Annotated in this window: 16 protein-coding genes; 4 read left to right on the forward strand and 12 right to left on the reverse strand. The window is 68.9% G+C overall.

Annotated features, from left to right (window positions below; genetic code table 11):
- The first annotated feature begins 15 nt into the window (after positions 1–15).
- Together FFI87_RS15805 and FFI87_RS15810 are read left to right on the forward strand one after the other, a co-directional pair.
- Complete coding sequence (locus FFI87_RS15805; RefSeq protein ID WP_138847030.1) at positions 16–1,320, forward strand: NAD(P)/FAD-dependent oxidoreductase; 1,305 nt, start codon at positions 16–18, stop codon at positions 1,318–1,320.
- A 25-nt stretch (positions 1,321–1,345) separates the two neighbouring features.
- Positions 1,346–2,647 carry an NAD(P)/FAD-dependent oxidoreductase gene (locus tag FFI87_RS15810; protein ID WP_138847029.1) on the forward strand — a complete coding sequence of 434 codons (1,302 nt, stop codon included), beginning with the start codon at positions 1,346–1,348 and terminating at the stop codon, positions 2,645–2,647.
- 167 nt (positions 2,648–2,814) lie between these two features.
- On the opposite strand, the gene FFI87_RS15815 is transcribed toward FFI87_RS15810, so the two are convergent.
- The 7 genes from FFI87_RS15815 to FFI87_RS15850 form a co-directional block, all read right to left on the reverse strand.
- Positions 2,815–3,480 carry a DUF799 domain-containing protein gene (locus tag FFI87_RS15815; protein ID WP_012364886.1) on the reverse strand — a complete coding sequence of 222 codons (666 nt, stop codon included), beginning with the start codon at positions 3,478–3,480 and terminating at the stop codon, positions 2,815–2,817.
- A gap of 10 nt (positions 3,481–3,490) precedes the next feature.
- Entirely contained in the window at positions 3,491–3,919 is a 429-nt protein-coding gene (locus FFI87_RS15820; RefSeq protein ID WP_012364887.1) for a DUF4810 domain-containing protein, read from the reverse strand.
- An 83-nt stretch (positions 3,920–4,002) separates the two neighbouring features.
- Positions 4,003–4,674, reverse strand: a complete 672-nt coding sequence (locus tag FFI87_RS15825; RefSeq protein WP_185500359.1) for a CsgG/HfaB family protein — start codon at positions 4,672–4,674, stop codon at positions 4,003–4,005.
- 437 nt (positions 4,675–5,111) lie between these two features.
- Positions 5,112–6,467, reverse strand: a complete 1,356-nt coding sequence (gor, locus tag FFI87_RS15830; RefSeq protein ID WP_138847028.1) for a glutathione-disulfide reductase — start codon at positions 6,465–6,467, stop codon at positions 5,112–5,114.
- Between the two features lie 240 nt (positions 6,468–6,707).
- Positions 6,708–6,932 carry a hypothetical protein gene (locus FFI87_RS15835; RefSeq protein WP_138847027.1) on the reverse strand — a complete coding sequence of 75 codons (225 nt, stop codon included), beginning with the start codon at positions 6,930–6,932 and terminating at the stop codon, positions 6,708–6,710.
- Between the two features lie 376 nt (positions 6,933–7,308).
- A complete protein-coding gene (locus FFI87_RS15845; RefSeq protein WP_105786542.1) occupies positions 7,309–8,430 on the reverse strand; it encodes a porin in 1,122 nt (373 codons plus the stop codon).
- A gap of 174 nt (positions 8,431–8,604) precedes the next feature.
- Positions 8,605–9,399, reverse strand: a complete 795-nt coding sequence (locus FFI87_RS15850; protein WP_138847026.1) for a YoaK family protein — start codon at positions 9,397–9,399, stop codon at positions 8,605–8,607.
- A 268-nt stretch (positions 9,400–9,667) separates the two neighbouring features.
- Between FFI87_RS15850 and FFI87_RS15855 the strand changes: the two genes are divergently transcribed.
- Positions 9,668–10,009: a hypothetical protein gene (locus FFI87_RS15855; protein ID WP_138847025.1), complete on the forward strand. Its 342-nt coding sequence runs from the start codon at positions 9,668–9,670 to the stop codon at positions 10,007–10,009.
- A 48-nt stretch (positions 10,010–10,057) separates the two neighbouring features.
- Here the strand turns inward: FFI87_RS15855 and FFI87_RS15860 are convergent, their stop codons facing one another.
- Together FFI87_RS15860 and FFI87_RS15865 are read right to left on the reverse strand one after the other, a co-directional pair.
- A complete protein-coding gene (locus FFI87_RS15860; protein ID WP_138847024.1) occupies positions 10,058–10,585 on the reverse strand; it encodes a chromate transporter in 528 nt (175 codons plus the stop codon).
- Positions 10,582–11,196 carry a chromate transporter gene (locus FFI87_RS15865; protein ID WP_138847023.1) on the reverse strand — a complete coding sequence of 205 codons (615 nt, stop codon included), beginning with the start codon at positions 11,194–11,196 and terminating at the stop codon, positions 10,582–10,584. Before FFI87_RS15865 ends, FFI87_RS15860 begins: the two co-directional genes overlap by 4 nt.
- Positions 11,197–11,292: 96 nt before the next feature.
- Here FFI87_RS15865 and FFI87_RS15870 point away from each other — a divergent pair, with 96 nt between their 5' ends.
- A complete protein-coding gene (locus FFI87_RS15870) occupies positions 11,293–12,177 on the forward strand; it encodes a transcriptional regulator GcvA (RefSeq protein ID WP_138847022.1) in 885 nt (294 codons plus the stop codon).
- A gap of 40 nt (positions 12,178–12,217) precedes the next feature.
- Here the strand turns inward: FFI87_RS15870 and FFI87_RS15875 are convergent, their stop codons facing one another.
- The 3 genes from FFI87_RS15875 to flgK form a co-directional block, all read right to left on the reverse strand.
- Positions 12,218–13,522, reverse strand: coding sequence for a solute carrier family 23 protein (locus tag FFI87_RS15875; RefSeq protein ID WP_138847021.1), 1,305 nt, complete (start codon positions 13,520–13,522; stop codon positions 12,218–12,220).
- Between the two features lie 245 nt (positions 13,523–13,767).
- Entirely contained in the window at positions 13,768–15,009 is a 1,242-nt protein-coding gene (gene flgL / locus FFI87_RS15880) for a flagellar hook-associated protein FlgL (RefSeq protein WP_138847020.1), read from the reverse strand.
- Positions 15,010–15,031: 22 nt separating this feature from the next.
- Complete coding sequence (flgK, locus tag FFI87_RS15885) at positions 15,032–17,029, reverse strand: flagellar hook-associated protein FlgK (RefSeq protein ID WP_138847019.1); 1,998 nt, start codon at positions 17,027–17,029, stop codon at positions 15,032–15,034.
- Positions 17,030–17,196 lie beyond the last annotated feature (167 nt).

Raw genomic sequence — 17,196 nt, forward strand, 5'->3', positions numbered from 1 at the left:
GAGGGAGTCGGTTTGATGACGCAGTCTTTCACCCGCCGCGCCGATGCGCTCGCGCGCGACTCGTACTACGAAGCAACCGTCACGCGGCCGGTGGTTGACGACCCCGCGCTGGAGGACGCGATCGACGTCGACGTGTGCGTGATCGGCGCGGGCTTCGCGGGCCTGTCGACGGCGCTCGATTGCCGCGCGCGCGGGCTGTCGGTCGCCGTGCTCGACGCGCACCGGCCCGGCTGGGGCGCATCGGGTCGCAACGGCGGCCAGGCGATCACGGGTTTCGCGAAAGACGAGGTGATCGAGCGGCAGCTCGGCGCCGCCGGGGCACGCGCCGCATGGTCGCTGTCGCTCGACGGCGTCGCGCTGATCGCCGAGCGTATCGCGCGCTACGGGATCGACTGCGACTTCATGCGCGGCTACCTGACGGTCGCGACGAAGCCGCGCCGCATCGACGACCTGCGCGCATGGATGGACGCCGCGACCTCGCGCTGGGGCCATCCGTCGCTGTCGTGGCTCGACACCGGCGAGATCCACGCGCGCATCGCGTCGTCCCGCTATCTGGCCGGCGTCTACGATCCGCTGTCGGGTCACCTGCATCCGCTCAAGTATTGCCTCGGCCTCGCCGATGCCGCACGCCGCGAAGGCGTCGCGCTCCATGCGCATACGCCCGCGCTCGAGGTCGTGCGCGGCGCGCGGCCGGTCGTGCGCACGCCGTCGGGCGAGGTGCGCTGCCGCTTCGTCGTGTCGTGCTGCAACGCGGGCCCCGGCGGCATCCTGCCGCCCGCGACCGCCGCGCGCATCGCGCCGATCGCGTCGTACATCATCGCGACCGAACCGCTCGGCCGCGCGCGCGCCGACGCGCTGATCGCACAGCGCGAAGCCGTGTGCGACAACAACTTCTTCCTCGACTACTTCCGGCTGTCGGCCGACCACCGGATGCTGTTCGGCGGCCGCGCGAACTCCGCGGGCGCATCGCCCGACACGCTCGCCGAAACGATCCGGCGGCGCATGGTCGGCGTGTTCCCGCAGCTCGCCGACGTGCGCGTCGATCACGCGTGGGGCGGCTTCGTCGACGTCACGCGCAACCGCGCGCCGGACTTCGGCGCGCTCGATCCGAACTTCTTCTACGTGCAGGGCTTCAGCGGACACGGCGTCGCGCTGGCCGGCATCGCCGGGCGCGCGATCGCCGGCGCGATCGCGGGCGACACGCGCGCGTTCGACCTGTTCGCCCGGTTGCGCCACCGGCGCTTTCCCGGCGGCGACGCGTGGCGGCAGCCCGCGCTCGAACTCGGGATGCTGTACCACCGCGTGCGCGAGCTGTTCTGAGCCTTCTTTCTCCGTTCTCCTGACCATGCAGACATTCGCCAATCAGCCGCACGTCGCGTCGTACTACGCGGCGAGCGCCAACGATACGACCCGCCATGCGCCGCTCGCCGGCGCGACCGACGCCGACGTGTGCGTGATCGGCGCGGGCCTCACCGGTTTGTCCGCCGCGCTCAACCTCGCCGAGCGCGGCCATTCGGTGACCGTGCTCGAGGCGTCGCGGGTCGGATGGGCGGCGAGCGGACGCAACGGCGGCCAGCTGATCGGCGGCTTCGCGTGCGACATCGACACGTTCGCCAACTTCATGCCGGAAGGCGACGTGAAGCGGATCTGGGACATGGGGCTCGAAACGCTGTCGCTCGTGAAGTCGCGCATCGCGCGGCACGACATCGACTGCGCGCTCGTGCCCGGCTACCTGACCGCCGCGAACACCGAGCGCGACGCCGATGCGCTGAAGCGCTGGCGCGACGACGCCGCGAAGCGCTTCGGCTACGACCGCTTCCATTTCGTCGAAGCCGACGAACTCGGCGACTACGTGCAGTCGGCGCGCTATCGCGGCGGCCTGTATGACCCCGACAGCGGCCACCTGCATCCGCTGAACTACACGCTGGGGCTCGCGCGCGCGGCGGCCGACGCCGGCGTGCGGATCCACGAGGACAGCTGCGTGACGCGCGTGCGCGACGTCGCGGGCGGCCATGTCGTCGAAACGGACCAGGGGCACGTGCGTGCGCGCTTCGTCGTGCTCGCCTGCAACACCTACGTCGGCACGCTCGCGCCCGCGCTGTCGAGAAAGATCATGCCGGTCGGCACCTACGTGATCGCGACCGAGCCGCTCGGCGAAGCGCGCGCCGCCGCGCTGATGCCCGCGCGCGCGGCCGTCTGCGACAGCCGCTTCGTGCTCGACTATTTCCGGCCGGCGCCCGACACGCGGCTCGTATGGGGCGGCAAGGTCAGCTATTCGACGCGGCCGCCGCGCAATCTCGCCGCCGCGATGCGCGCGGACATGCTGAAGACGTTCCCGCAGCTCGCGGACGTGAAGGTCGACTACGCATGGGGCGGCTTCGTCGACATCACGATGAACCGCGCGCCGCACTTCGGGCGTGTCGCGCCGACGATGTATTTCGCGCAGGGCTTCTCGGGGCACGGCGTGAACACGACCGCACTCGCGGGCAAGCTGATCGCCGAGGCGATCGACGGCCAGGCGAGCCGCTTCGACCTGTTCGGCAGGATCCGGCATCGCGACTTCCCCGGCGGCGCGACGCTGCGCACGCCGGCGCTGGTGCTCGCGATGAGCTGGTACCGGCTGCTCGACGCGCTTGGCGTGCATTGAGCGTCGTTCCGCGGCGATGCGGCGCAAGCGTTGAACGCCGCCGCACGCCGACGCAAAATGAAAACGGCCGCGCAACGAGCGCGGCCGTTCGATCGAATCGCATCACGTCGGCTTGATGGCGGCGCGACGGGCGAACACGGTGCCCGTGCGCTGCGGCCGACTTGCGCTCAGTCCGTTCCGTACTTCGGCGAATGCGGACCGTACAGCAGCCCGTTCGGCGGGCCGGCCGACAGCATCCGCGTGCTGGTGTACGCGGCGACGCTGTGGCTTTGATCCATCAGCGTGTTCGCGATCTGCTTGACCGCAGCCGTCACGAGCATGCCGATCAGGCCGCCGCCGCCGCTGTTGCCCCCTTCATCGCTGCTCGCGCTCGCGCGGCCCTGCCACAGCACGTCGCCGGTACGCAGATCGACAAGCTTCGCCGAGGCCGACACGACCGTTGCGCTCGCAAGGATCCGGTAGACGGTGCCGTACTGCGACACCTTCGAATACAGCGCGGCATCGGCACCGAAGATCTCGCGCAGCTTCGCGGGCGATGTCTGCTGGATCTCGGCCGCGTTGGTCAGGCCGTTCTGCTTGAACGTTTCGTCCATCACGGCGACCGGCACCACGTAGTAGCCGGATTCGGCGAGCGGCAGCGTCATCTGCGACAGCATCCCGTAGGTCGCCGTCACGTCGGACGTCTCGTTGATGGGCGGCAACACGAGGATCGAGCGCGGCTGGCTCTTCTTGAACGCCGTGTAGTCGGGTCGTTTCACCGGCTGCGCGCACGCGCTCAGCAGCGCGACGATCGACAGCACGGACATCAGTTTGAATGAGAGTGTCTTGAACATGGCGGGCGCGTCACGGTTTGGCGGTGGTCGGGGCAGGATCCTTCTGGCCGGCGATCGCCTGGGCGGCTGTCTTCTGATCCGCGGTCTTCGGCGCGCCGGTCTTTTTCTTCAGCAGGAAATCCATGTAGGTCGACGATTCCGGAAACAACTGCTTCTCGGCCTGCAGCTCCTGTTCGGCCTGCTGCTCGTTGCCGACGCTCGCGTACAGCATCCCCAGATGCGCGTGGAAGCCCGGCGGCGGCGTATGGCCCTTCGCGCGAATCTCCTGCAGCGCCTTTTCGAGCGCGTCGATCTGCTCTTGCGGGGAGCTCTGCCCCTTGAAGTATTCGTACACCTGCGGCTGATAGCCGGTCCACTGATAGAGCGGCGGCGTGGAGCTCGCGCATCCGGCGAGCAGCAAGGCGGCGGCCGTTGCCGGCAGCCAGTTACCCCGTTTCATGGTCTGTTCTCTTCTTGATGTCGTGGTGAATCGTTTTAGCGCGGCGCCACCCCGGCGCCGCGCTGCGGCATGGGCTGCGACGCTTACTGCGGCGCCTTCAGCGTACCGGCGTCGACCTGGTCGACGAGGTGGTTAACGGCTTCCTGGATCGCGAGGTCCAGCACCTTGCCGTTGAGCGTGGAATCGTAACCGGCGGTGCCACCGAAGCCGATCACTTCGCGGTTCGACAGGCTGAACTCGCCGGCGCCCTGGCTCGACGCGACCACTTCCGACGTCGTCGTATCGACGATATTCAGGTTGACCTTCGCATATGCGACCTGCGTCTTGCCGCGGCCGAGAATGCCGAACAGCTGGTGATCGCCAACGTCCTTGCGGCCGAACTCGGTCACGTCGCCGGTCACGACGTAGTTCGCGCCCTTCACGGCCTGCGCCTTCTTCATGAAGCCTGCTTCCTGCTTGATCTCGTCGAGGTTCTCGCGATCGAGCACGTTGAAGCGGCGGCTCTGCTGCAGGCGCGTGACGAGGATCGTCTTCGCCTGTCCGCCGAGGCGGTCGATGCCGTCCGAGAAGATGCCGCGCATGTAGCTCGAGCGGTTGTCGAACTTGCCGACCGCGATCGCGACGGGCTTGCCCGCATACGGCTTCTGCGCGCTGCTCACGGCCGGCACGTCGAGCGTGCGCGACGATTCGGTCGCGCAGCCGGACAGCGCCGCGACGAGCGCCGCCGCCACGAGAACGGTGCGTCGTGTCTGAATGTTCACTACTGGTCTCCTTGCGTGAAAAGATTGCCCGAAACGGGCACGCCGGCTCACTGACGAACCGGCGGTGGATGCGGTGATCGAAACGGCTGGGGTGCGCATCGGCGCGTGCGACTTCATCGCGCGGAGGGCGATGGAGATGGCGGCGTGCAAAGGGAAAGTGCGCGCAACGGACGTGTTGCGGCAAGACGCGAACGGGCGGCGCATGGATCGACACCCCCGCGCCCGCCGGCTACCCCGTGATTCTGCTTACTGCGCTGTTGATCGCGCATGATCGGCCCCGTATATGATCTTGCGTGATCATACCAAGCCTGATTATCGAGCCCGCATTTCCCGAGAAGAATTGACGATCTCTACGAATGCCCGCAAATCCGTGATACACGACGCGCAACCGAAGCCGGCGCTGACAACACGCGCCGGCGCGCCGGTTACCGCTAATCGGCCACCTTCTGCCGCAGCGTCACGAACTCCTCGGCCGCGGTCGGGTGAATGCCGATCGTGTCGTCGAACTGCGCCTTCGTCGCGCCCGCGCGAATCGCGATCGCGATGCCCTGGATGATTTCGCCCGCGTCGCGGCCGACCATGTGCGCGCCGACCACGCGCTGGCTGTCGCGCGCGACCACGAGCTTCATCAGCGTGCGTTCGTCGCGGCCCGACAGCGTGTGGCGCAGCGCCTTGAACGACGTGCGGTAGATGTCGAGCTCGCCGTACACGCCGCGCGCATGCGCCTCGGTGAGCCCGACCGTCGCGACCTCGGGCTGGCTGAACACCGCGGACGGCACCCATTCGTGATCGGTCGCGGCGCGGCGGCCGCCGAACAGCGTCGCCGCGAGCAGCGCGCCGTCGCGCGTCGCGACGGGCGTGAGCTGCGGCCGCGACGTCACGTCGCCGATCGCATGGATCGATGCGACCGACGTCGCCGAATACGCATCGACCGCGATCGCGCCGCGCGCGTCGAGCAGCACGCCCGCGCGCTCGAGCCCGAGCCCCTCGACGTTCGGCACGCGGCCGGTCGCATAGAGCACGGCGTCGTACGGCCCGTGCTGCGCATCGCCGACCCGCACGCCGAGCGCGCCGTCGTCCGCGCGCACGATCGATTCGACCACCGTGCGCGCGTGGATCGCGACGCCCTGCTTGGTCATTTCGTCGGTCAGGAAGTGCCGCACGTCGTCGTCGAAGCCGCGCAGGATCTTCTCGCCGCGATAGAACAGGTCGACATGGCTGCCGAAGCCGTTGAAGATGCCCGCGAACTCGACGGCGATGTAACCGCCGCCAACCACCGCGATGCGCTCGGGCAGCTTCGCGAGCGACAGCGCCTCGCGCGACGTGATCGCATGCTCGATGCCGGGCCGCGGCGGCAGCGACGGCCGCGAGCCGGTCGCGATCGCGATGTGGCGCGCGCGGATCGTGCGATCGCCGATCGCGACGGTATGCGCGTCGACGAGCGTCGCGCGCCCCGCGTGCATCTCGACGCCGGACTGTCGCAGCAGGTTGATGTAGATGTCGCTGAGCCGGTTGATCTCGCGATCCTTCGCGGCGATCAGCGCGGGCCAGTCGAGCGTGCCGGCGCCGAAGGTCCACCCGAAGCCCTTCGCGTCCTCGAGCTCGTGCGGGTAATGCGATGCGTAGACGAGCAGCTTCTTCGGGATGCAGCCGCGCAGCACGCAGGTGCCGCCGATCTGCTCCTCTTCCGCTATCCCGACGCGCGCGCCGTATGACGCCGACATCCGGGCGAGCCTCACGCCACCGGAGCCGGCCCCGATGACGAACAGGTCGTAGTCGAATTCCATCGCAAGCCCTCATCGCAGTTCGGATGACGGCACGATAGCAAGATTCCGGCATTCGTGCGGGACGTGGCGCCGTTCGCGCGCCCCATAAAAAACGGCGAGAGACATCGCCTCTCGCCGGTCAAACCAGCTGCCGGGTGTGCCATGCGTCACCGATCGACCACATGCCCGACCTGCCGGCCGCGCGGCGCCGGTCCGCCCGGGCGCGCGAACGGCGTACCCGCGGCGGGCCCGCCGCCATGCTCAGGCCTGCGACGCGTCGCTGCCGTCCGTCGCCTGCGTATCGTCTGCCTGCTCGGGCTGCCCTTCCTTCTTCTCGAGCATGCCTTCGATCGCCTCGGCGCCCTTGAAGCCGGCGACGGCCGCTGCCGCCTTGGTCAGCAGGCCCGCGTCCGGGTCGAGCTTCTCGGCTGCCTCGACGGCCGCCACGGCGCCGGCGATTTCACCGACGGTGTTCAGGATACCCATCGTCATCCCCTTTCAAGAAAATCGTGAGCGCATCGTCCCACGAAAAAAACCGGCAGACCGTGTTTGTCATCGCCGGATACACAAGTTACGCACCGGGCCGGCCGCACACGAAAACGCGCGCCGAAAACGACGCCCGCGCGAATCGCGTCGCACGGCGGACCCTGCACGCAGCGTAGCGGAAACGCTTCGCGCGCACTGTCAAAGTATGTTCCGGATTCCCGACGGAACCCTTACGGCCGAGTCGTTTCCGATGGAGCGATCGCTGAATCGCCGTGCGCGCGCGACAAGTTCGTGTGACGAAAAAAAAAGAGGCTCCCGCGGGAGCCTCTTCGATGTGCGCCGAGCCGAAGCCCGCGCGTGTGTTTTCCGATTTTCTTCAGAAGATATTGCGCAGGCCGATCGCGATGCCGGTCTGGTTGCTGCGACCCGGCAGCTCGACGTTCGCCGCGCCGTTCGTCTTGTTGAAGTCGACGGTGCCGTAGACTTCCGTGCGCTTGCTCAGCGCGTATTCGGCGATGCCGACGATCGCGTAGCGGTTGCCGCTCGCGAGCGTGCCGTTCGTGGTCATCGCGTTGCGCATGTGGTCGTAGTAGAACGCGCCCGTCAGCGTCAGCGGCGTGCTGACCTGCCAGCTCACGCCCGCGAACGGACCATCGTCGATCCGGCCCGTGCCCTTCGCGACCGGGATCGACTGCTGCGCGAGCAGGCTGTCGACGAAACCGGTGTCGTCCTTCGAGCGCAGGTAGCCCGCATAGACCTTTGCCTTGCTGAACGCGTACACGACGTTCGCGTGGTAGATCGTCTGCTTGCGTGCGGAGTTGTCGCTGTTCTGCTGCGCGCCGGCCGCGATGCTCAGCGGGCCCGCCACGTACGACAGCGACACGCCCCATGCATTGCCCTTGCCGAGCGAGCCCGGGATCTGGCCGGAGAAGCCGCCCGCGCCGGTCGATTCGTAATTCGTGCCCGTCGAGTACATCGCCTTCGCGGTCAGGCCCGCGAACTTGCCGGTGTACTTGATCTGGTTGTCCGCATACAGGCCGCCACCCAGCGCAACCGGCAGCCACGCGTTTTCGAGGTAGTTGCCGACCGTCAGCGGATCGTAGGTGTCCGCCAGCAGGTCGAACAGCGGGGTCTTCTGGCGGCCGAGGGTCACCGTGCCGTACGGGCTCTGCAGGCCGACGTACGCTGCGCGGTTGAACAGGCGGCCGCTGTCGGCGAATCCGCCGTTCTGCAGGTTGACGCCGCTTTCGAGGTTGAACACGGCCTTCAGGCCGCCGCCGAGGTCTTCCGTGCCGTAGATGCCGAAGCGGCTGTTCGTGATCGCGCCGTTGGCCATCGACAGCAGGCCGTCGTTCTTCGCGTTTGCGTTGGTCAGGTAACGGATGCTGGCGTCGGCGACGCCCCACAGCGTGACCGAGCTTTGTGCTGCTGCGTATTGGCTGGCGAAGGCCAGCGCCGCGCCCCCTGCGATAGCTGCGAGTCGGGTGGTCTGCTTCATGAGCTTGCCCTTTTTGTTGGTGTCTCCATTCATGGCCGGCCGCGTGCGCGGCCGGGTGGCGATCGCGGAACGCTCATGGCGTGCGCGATGTGGGCTGAATCATAAGACGAGTGCGCGCGCTGAAAGAAATTGAAAAGCGTGGCAGCGCGCGATTTTGTCGCCCGGGCGCAACGTTTAACGCGCGGGGTTTGCGTCGCGTGGCGCGTGGCCGGCGGGATGGCTGCCGTTGCTGCCGTTGCTGCCGTTGCTGCCGTTGCTGCCGTTGCTGCCGTCGCTGCCAGCGCCGCTCTCACCACCGCCCGCGCGCCGCCGCGCCCGCCGCACGATCTCCGCGAACGCGCCGACGAGCAGCAGCACCGCGCCCCACAGCGCGACGTCCGGCACGAGCCGCGTCACGAGGCCGCCGATCACCGCGCCGGCCAGGAAACAAAAGCTGATCGTCGCGAGCAGCGCCGAGTCGTGCAGCGCGTGCACGTCGTAGCGCGGAATCAGCCCGACGAACAGCTTCTGCGCGGCGCGCCGCAGGTTGCCGGTCGTCATCACCGACGTGTACGACAGTTCCTCGAGATGGGTGAACGACAGCGTCTGCAGCGTCGCGACGAACGAGATGCCTGGAATCAGCCACGCGCTCGACGCGCCGACGAGCCCGCTCGCGGCGAGGCCGAGAAACGCGATCTCGACGATCAGGCTCACGAACGCGGTGTGACGCATCCAGCCGCGCTGCGCGGCGAGGCCGAACAGGTGCGCGACGAACACCGCGACCACGAAGCCACCGAGCGGCGGCACGTGATGCAGCGCCTCCGCCCATTCGCCGGCCGAGACGTTGATGCCGAGCAGCGCGACGTTGCCGGTCATCGTGTTCGCGAACACGTGGCCGTGACCGACGTACGTGTATGCGTCGAGGTAGCCGCCGGACAGCGTGAGCAGCGCGGCGACGGTGAGGTTGCGGCTGGCGCCGTCGAGATCCATCGATCCTCCCGTGGGGCGCGCCGTCCGGCCGCGCGAGGCGAGGCGGGCGGCGCCTGATTCATCGGTTCCGGCGGGTGCCGAACGTCGCGGCTTGAGCGCGGCCGCGCCAACATAATTGGTCGGCGTCGGGGCGCGCGCATACCGCCATCGCGAATGTCGGTGCCGGAAAACCGGCCGAGTATACCGGCCGCCTTCGCCGGCCACCTTGCCGCCTCCCGCGCCCCGCTTCACCCCGACCCGCTGCTCTCTCGACACGCCGCCGCATGCCATGACACCCGCGAAGTTCTTCCTGCGCTACACCGTGATCCCGTTCTTCGCGATCGTGCTGGTGGCCGTCTGGGCGTTCAACCGCGAATCGGGCGAAGTCGATGCGCGCCAGTATGCGGCGCTGGTGGCGGCCTATCCGTCGTTCACGCCGAAGCTGAAGCGCGAGGTGTCTGACGCGATGCGCGGTCGCGGCAGGCTCGGCAAGGCCGACTACGACGCGATCATGCGCGACGCGCTCGACGCCGGTTACGTGATGGACTGGCCTGCCGCGACGGACGACGTCGGCGGCGAGCGCGGCCGGCTGCTCGGCCTCGTGAACGGCGGCCGGCCGGCGTCGCCGTAGCGTGCGATCACGCGCGGCATCGGTCGCCTGCCGCCGATCGGCTCCCGCTCACTGACCGATGCCGGTGAGCCCGATCAGCGCGCCGGCCGCGAGCAGCCACAGCGGATGGATGCGCGTGCGCCATGCGAGCACCGCGCATGCGGCGGTGATGCCCCACTGGATCGCGGTGCGGTTCGACGCTTCCGAGATCAGCACCGCGCTGGCCGCGACGAGCCCGGCCGTGACCGGCATCAGCCCCTGCTGCACGTAGCGGCGCCACGGGCGGTCGCGAAAGCGCTCCCATGCATGCAGCGCGAGCACTGTGACGATCGAGGACGGCCCGAACTTCGCGATCGACGCGACCAGCAGCCCGGCCCAGCCGGCCACGTGCCAGCCGACCAGCGACACGATCATCATGTTCGGCCCCGGAGCGGCCTGCGCGAGCGCGAACAGCGCGGTAAACTCGTGCGCGCTCATCCAGTGATGGACGTCGACTACCTGCCGCTGCATCTCCGGCAGGATCGTGTTGCCGCCGCCGAACGCCAGCAGCGACAGCTGGCTGAAGATCGCCGCGATCGCGATCAGCGTGTCGTTCATGACCGGCCTCCGTCGCGGGCGGCGGTGCGTTGCGATGCCGGCATATCGCGGCGCCGCGACGCGAGCCAGATGCTGACGGGCGTCAGCACCAGCATCGTGGTCAGCAGCGGAACGCGCAGCACCGCGATCGCGACGAACGCGAGCGCCGCGATGCCTGCCGCCGTGCGCGGCGCGTGCCGCAGCGGCTTCGCGACCTTCACGGCCATCGCGACGAGCAGGCCCGCGGCCGCGGCGGCGAGCCCGCCGAACAGGTGCTGCACGCGCGGATCGCCCTGCGTCTTCGCATACAGCACGCCGAGCGCGACGACCACGAGCGTCGGTCCCGCGATCAGCCCGAGAATGCCGGCGAACGCGCCCGCGACGCCGCGAAAGCGCATGCCGACCGCGACCGACAGGTTGATCACGTTGCCGCCCGGCAGGAACTGGCACAGACCGAGCAGATCGGTGAATTCATCGGCGGACAGCCATTTGCGCTCGTCGACGATCGTGCGCCGCGCGAACGGCAACGCGCCGCCGAACGACATCAGGCCGAGCGACAGGAAGCCGGTGAACAACTCGGCGAGGCCGATGCGGCGCGCGGGCGCTGCAGGCGGCGGGGAAACGGATTGCATGGGGCTCCTCATCGAACGGTGCCCCGAGATTACCGCCGTTCGGAATGCCGGCAAAACGATTTTATCGACGCACCCTTGTGATCTAGAATCACAAGCATGGCACGCGATCTCCCGCCCTTTTCCGCGCTTCGGGCCTTTGAAGCAGCGGCCCGACACGAAAGCTTCAGCGCCGCCGGTGACGAGCTGCATGTGACTCACGGTGCCATCAGTCGGCAGATCGCCGGCTTCGAGGCGTGGCTCGGCAAGCCGGTGTTCCACCGCTACGGCAAGCGCGTGAGGCTCACCGATGAAGGCCGCCGCTATCTGGATACCGTGCGCGCCGCGTTCGACAGCATCGCGCTCGCCACCGAGCAGTTGCGCAACACCGGTGCCGCGCGCGTGCTGCGCATCAATGCGCTGCCGACCTTCGCGATGAAATGGCTGCTGCCGCGCCTGTCGCGGTTTCAGCGCGACGTGCCGAACGTCGAGCTGAAGCTGTCCACGTCGAACGCGCCGCTCGACGCGCTCGACGGCTTCGACGTCGCGATCCGCCGCGGCCCCGGCCACTGGCCGAACTGTACGAGCGGCCACTTCCTCGACGAAAGCGTGATTCCGGTCTGCAGCCCCGCGCTGCTCAAGCGCGCGCCGATTATCCGCGCGGACGATCTCGCCCGGCACGTGCTGCTGCATTCGGATACGCGGCCGGAAGGCTGGCGCGACTGGTTCGCGGCGGCCGGCGTGACGCCGAAGGGGCGCAAGCGGCAGTCGTTCGACCACTTCTATCTGGCGCTGCAGGCGGCCGTCGACGGGCTGGGCGTCGCGCTCGGCCCGCTGCCGCTGATCGACGACGAACTCGCGAGCGGGCGCCTGGTGATGCCGCTCGACGGGCCGCGCATCGCGACGCGCAGCTACTGGTGGATCGCGCCGCGCGCGCCGGCCGACGATCCGCTCGTCGCGCAGTTCTGTGCGTGGCTCCAGGCGCAGTCGAACACTGGCGCGTGAGGGCGCACCAGCGGGCGGCATTGCACCGCCCGCACCCCAATCAAACCACCGGCCCCGGTTCCTTTTCCTTGCGCAGGATCGCGTACAGGATGATCGCGCCGAACGTCGCGGTGCCGATTCCGCCGAGCCCGAAGCCGCCGATCTTCAGCGAGAAGTCGCCGGCGCCAAGCACCAGCGTGACAGCCGCGACGATCAGGTTGCGGTTGTCGGAGAAGTCGACCTTGTTGACGACCCAGATCCGCGCGCCCGTCACCGCGATCAGCCCGAACACGACGATCGACACGCCGCCGAGCACCGGGCCCGGAATCGTCTGGATCACCGCGCCGAACTTGGGCGAGAAGCCCAGCCCGATCGCGATCAGCGCGGCGACCGCGAACACCAGCGTCGAATAGATCCGCGTGACGGCCATCACGCCGATGTTCTCCGCGTAGGTGGTCACGCCCGTGCCGCCGACGCTGCCCGACACGATCGTCGCGAGCCCGTCGCCGATGAACGCGCGACCGACGTAGCGGTCGAGGTTGTGGCCCGTCATCGCGCTGACGGCCTTGATGTGGCCGAGGTTCTCGGCGACGAGGATCACCGCGATCGGCGCGAGCATCAGCATCGCGTGCGGATCGAACACGGGCGCCCGGAAAGCCGGCACGCCGAACCACGCGGCATGCGCGACGATCGAGAAATCGATCGGCTTGCCGAGGCCGATCGCGTTGGTCGCGATCGCGTACAGCGCGTACGCGATCGCGAGCCCGACGAGGATCAGCAGGCGCTGCATCATCCCGCGCGCGAACACCGCGACGCCGCCCACGCACAGCACCGTGACGAGCGCCATCACCGAGTCGAACGTCGAGGCCGACACGCCCTTGACCGCGATCGGCGCGAGGTTCAGCCCGATCACCGCGACCACCGCGCCGGTGACGACGGGCGGCATCAGCGTCTCGATCCAGCGCGTGCCGATCGCCTGCACCAGCGCGCCGAGCGCGACGTACACGACGCCGCACGCGACAATCCCGCCGAGCGCGACCGCGATGTTCGGGTTCGGGCCGCTGCCGCCGTAGCCCGTCACCGCGATCACGAGGCCGATGAACGCGAAGCTCGAGCCGAGGTAGCTCGGCACGCGGCCGCCGACCAGCACGAAGAACAGCAGCGTGCCGATGCCCGACATGAAGATGCACAGGTTCGGGTCGAAGCCCATCAGCAGCGGCGCGAGCACGGTCGAGCCGAACATCGCGACGACGTGCTGCACGCCCATTGCGACCATCTGCGGCCACGCGAGGCGTTCGTCGGGACCGACCACGCGCGCCGCGCCGGTCGATTGCACCCGCCAGCGCGGGAAGTAGGAATCGGACATGGGGAAAAAGTGCTCCTGTCGAACGCCGGCTGCGGACGGTGCGCCGGTCTGGAAATCTGGCGCGAGTTTACGGAGCGGAAATGGGGCTGGCAAGCGCGAACCGCCGTCAACGGCCGCGGGGCAGGCGCCGGGCCGGCGCGATCACTCGTGCAGGCCGGCCGCGGTCGTGGCCATGGCCGGCAGCGACCGCCCAGCGCGCCGCGCGACGTAAGCGGGCGCTCACATCGCAGCGGGCGCCGCGGGCATCACGGATTGATGTACTGGAACAGCGACAGGTTCTGCAGCTGCACGTAGGCCTTCTGCGCGCCGGTCAGCGCGTTCTGCACCTGCAGATACTGGCTGATCGTCGTCGTCATGTTGGTGCTGGTCAGGTCCGTCAGGTTGCTGGTCGTCTGCAGCGACGCGGTCTGGTTGACGGCCTGCATCGCCTTGACCTCCTGCTCGCGGCCGCCGACCGACGCCTGGATCGTCGTCACGTTGCGCATCGTGTTGCCGAGCTTGATCGAGCCCGTCATCAGCGCGTTCGACAGCGCCGCGGCGGCAACGGGGTTGCCGGTCACGGGCGTCTTCAGCGCCGAGATCATCGAGTCGAGCGTCGAGAACACGTCCGCGCCGCCGCTCGCCTGCGGGCCGGGCGTCACGGCGAACGTGTCGCCGGCGGCCGGCGTGCCCGACACCGCCACCGTCATCCCGCCGCCGAGCGCGATCGACGCGCCCGCCGTGTACGCCTGCGCGGCTGTGGTGGTCGGCGGCTTGGCCGAGTTGTCGGTCACCGTGTAGGTCGGCGCGGCGGGCGTGCCGCCGAACGCGATCGAGAACTGATGGCCGTTGGTCGCGGCCGACGGGGTCGTGACCGTCACCGCGGTGATCGTGCCGGTGCCCGTGTTGGCGGCGCCGGCCGACGGCACCGGGGCGCTGCCGAGCGACGGCACCGACATGAACACCGCCGAACCGGTGTCGCCCTGCGCCACGCTGCTCGAATCGCCGATCTGCACCTGGCGCGTGCCCGAGTCGCCGACGTAGCTGACGCTGCCGTTCGGGCTGCTGGTGAACGGCGCCGACGAATTGTTCAGGCCGGCGAACAGGTAGTTGCCGGCCCCGTCGTTCGAGTTCGCGAGCGTCATCAGTTGGTCGCGATAGCCTTGCAACTGCGTCGCGAGCGCCGAGCGGTCGCTGTCGGCGAGCGAGCCGTCGCCGGCACGCACGACGAGCGTCTGCACGCCGGTCAGCACGCCGCTCACGCTCTGCAGCGCCTGGTCCTCGGCCTGCAGCGACGCGAGCGCCGCGGTCTGGTTGGTCGCGTACTGCGACAGCGTCGCCGACGTCATCGACAGCTGCACGGCCTGCGCCGCGCCGACCGGGTTGTCGGCCGGCGTCTGCAGGCTCACGCCGCTCGCGATCTGCTGGTACAGCTGCGCGAGCTGCGCCTGCTGATCGTTCATCTGGGAAACGTTCAGCTGAAAGAACTGGGCGCTGGAAATTCGCATCGCTTCTATTCCTCGAATCCGGTCAGTTGAACAGGCCGAGCACGGTCTGGAACAGCGTCGCCGCCGTCTGGATCACCTTCGCGTTCGCCTGGTAAAGCTGCTGGTACTGCATCAGGTTCGCCGCTTCCTCGTTCTGGTTCACGCCCGACACCGACTGCTGCGCGGTCGTGATCTGGCCGACGAGCGAGGTCTGCGCGGCGCTCGACGATTTCAACTGGCTCGCCGTGTTGCCGATCGCGTTCACGTAGTTCGCATACGCGCCGGTCAGCGTCGTCGTGCCGCCGCCGAGCGACTTCGCGGTGACGAGCTGCGACAGCGCGAGCGCGTTGGAGCCGTCGCTCGTGCCGCCCGCGTAAGGCCCGATCGTGAAGGAGTCGCCGTCCGACGGCGCGCCGGACAGCGTGACGGTCACGCCGTTCATCACGCCCGCCGGCGCCGGCTGCGTGGTGCTCGTGATCGTCAGCTTCGCGCCGGCCGTCGCGTCGTACGGCACGCTGTCGGTCGGGCTCGTGATCGTCACCGAGGTGGGCGGCGTGCCCGCGATCGTCACCGTGGTGCCGGCCTGGAAGCCCGACAGCGACTTCGACGCCGCGTCGTAGGTGAGCTTGGTCGGCGTCGTCGGGACCTGGTAGCCGGCGCTCACCGCGCCCTGCGTGATCTTGCCCGTGCCGAGGTTGGTGCTCGACGCCGCCGCGACCACCGGCGACGCCGCCGCGATCGCCGAACCGCTCGTCGTCGCGAGGCCGAAGCCGTTCAGCGCGCCGCGCGTCGGCAGCACGGTGAACTGGTCGCCGGCATTCATCGAGCCGGACGCGAACGAGAAGGCCAGCCCGCCGATCGATGCCGGCATCGACGTCGACTGGCCGACCACCGACCCGCTCGCGCGATCGGTCAGCGTGTAGTTGGTGCCGTCGTACGACAGCGTGTAGTCGCTCGTCGTCGGCTGCGCTGCGTTGGCGAACGAGACGGACAGCGACGCGTTGCCGGTATTGCCCTGGTTCGAATAGACGGCCGGGTTCGCGACCGCGAACAGGTTGCCGCCCGGCTTGCCCGACAGGTCGATGCCGAGCGCGTTCTGCCCGTTGACCTGCGCGGCGAAGCTGGTCGCGAGCGCGCCGAGCTGCGCTTGCGCGGGGTCGAGCGTCTGGCTGCGGAACGCGAGCAGGCCGCCGAGCGTGCCGCCCGACAGCGACGTATCCGGCAGCGCCTGGTTCGGGCCCGGCGGGTTCGCGCCGGCGATCCCCTGCGACACGACGGTCAGCTCGCTCGGATCGGACGGCGACGTGACCGTCGCGAGCTGATAGCTCTTGTCGGCAACGACGAGCGGCTGGCCGCCCGCGAGGAACACGCTGTAGCCGCTGTCGTTGCGCACGACCTGCACGCCGGCGAGGCTCGACAGGTTCGACACCGCGAGGTCGCGCTGGTCCATCAGCTGGTTGGGCGGCTGCCCCTGGCTGCTCGCCGCCGCGATCTGCTGGTTCAGTTGCGCGATCTGCGACGTATACGTGTTGATCTGCGACACGGTGCTGGTGAGCTGCGTGTTCACGCTCTGGCGCAGCGCGTCGTACTGCTGGCCGGCCGCCTTGAGTTGATCGGCGAGCACCTGCGCGTTGCTGATCGCGGTCTGCCGCACCGACGGATCGGACGCATTGTTCGCGACGTTCTGCAGCCCGGTGAAATAGCCGGTGATCGCGGTCGAGATGCCGGCCGTCGGGCTGCCGACGTAGTTGTTCAGCTGCGCGACGAGCGAATACCACGTCGACAGCGCGCCGCCCTGCGACTGCGCGCTGTTCAGCTGGTCGCTCAGGTACTGGCTGTACTGCCGCTGCACGGTGACGGTGTTCACGCCTTGCGGCATGTAGCCGCTCGACGTGTACTGACCGCTCGCCTCGGCATAAACGGGGCGCTCGACCGAATAGCCGGGCGTCGCGGCGTTGCTGATGTTCTGACCGGTCGTCGTGAGGCCCCAGAGCGCGGCATTGAGGCCGCTGACGCCGAGGTTCATGAGTGTGTTGGACATGCGCGATCCTGATGAGCCGGCCGCGCTGCGGCCGCCGGGTTGCGTGACTCCCGGTATAACGGCCGCGGATCGGAAAAATTGAGGAAAAAATGCACGCGCGACGCGCGCTCGCGCGTCGCCGGTCGAGGGCCGCGGCGGGCGCTGCCGGCGCCGCTGCGAAGGCGGCC

The sequence above is a fragment of the Burkholderia sp. KBS0801 genome (assembly GCF_005937855.2).
Taxonomy (GTDB): domain Bacteria; phylum Pseudomonadota; class Gammaproteobacteria; order Burkholderiales; family Burkholderiaceae; genus Burkholderia; species Burkholderia ambifaria.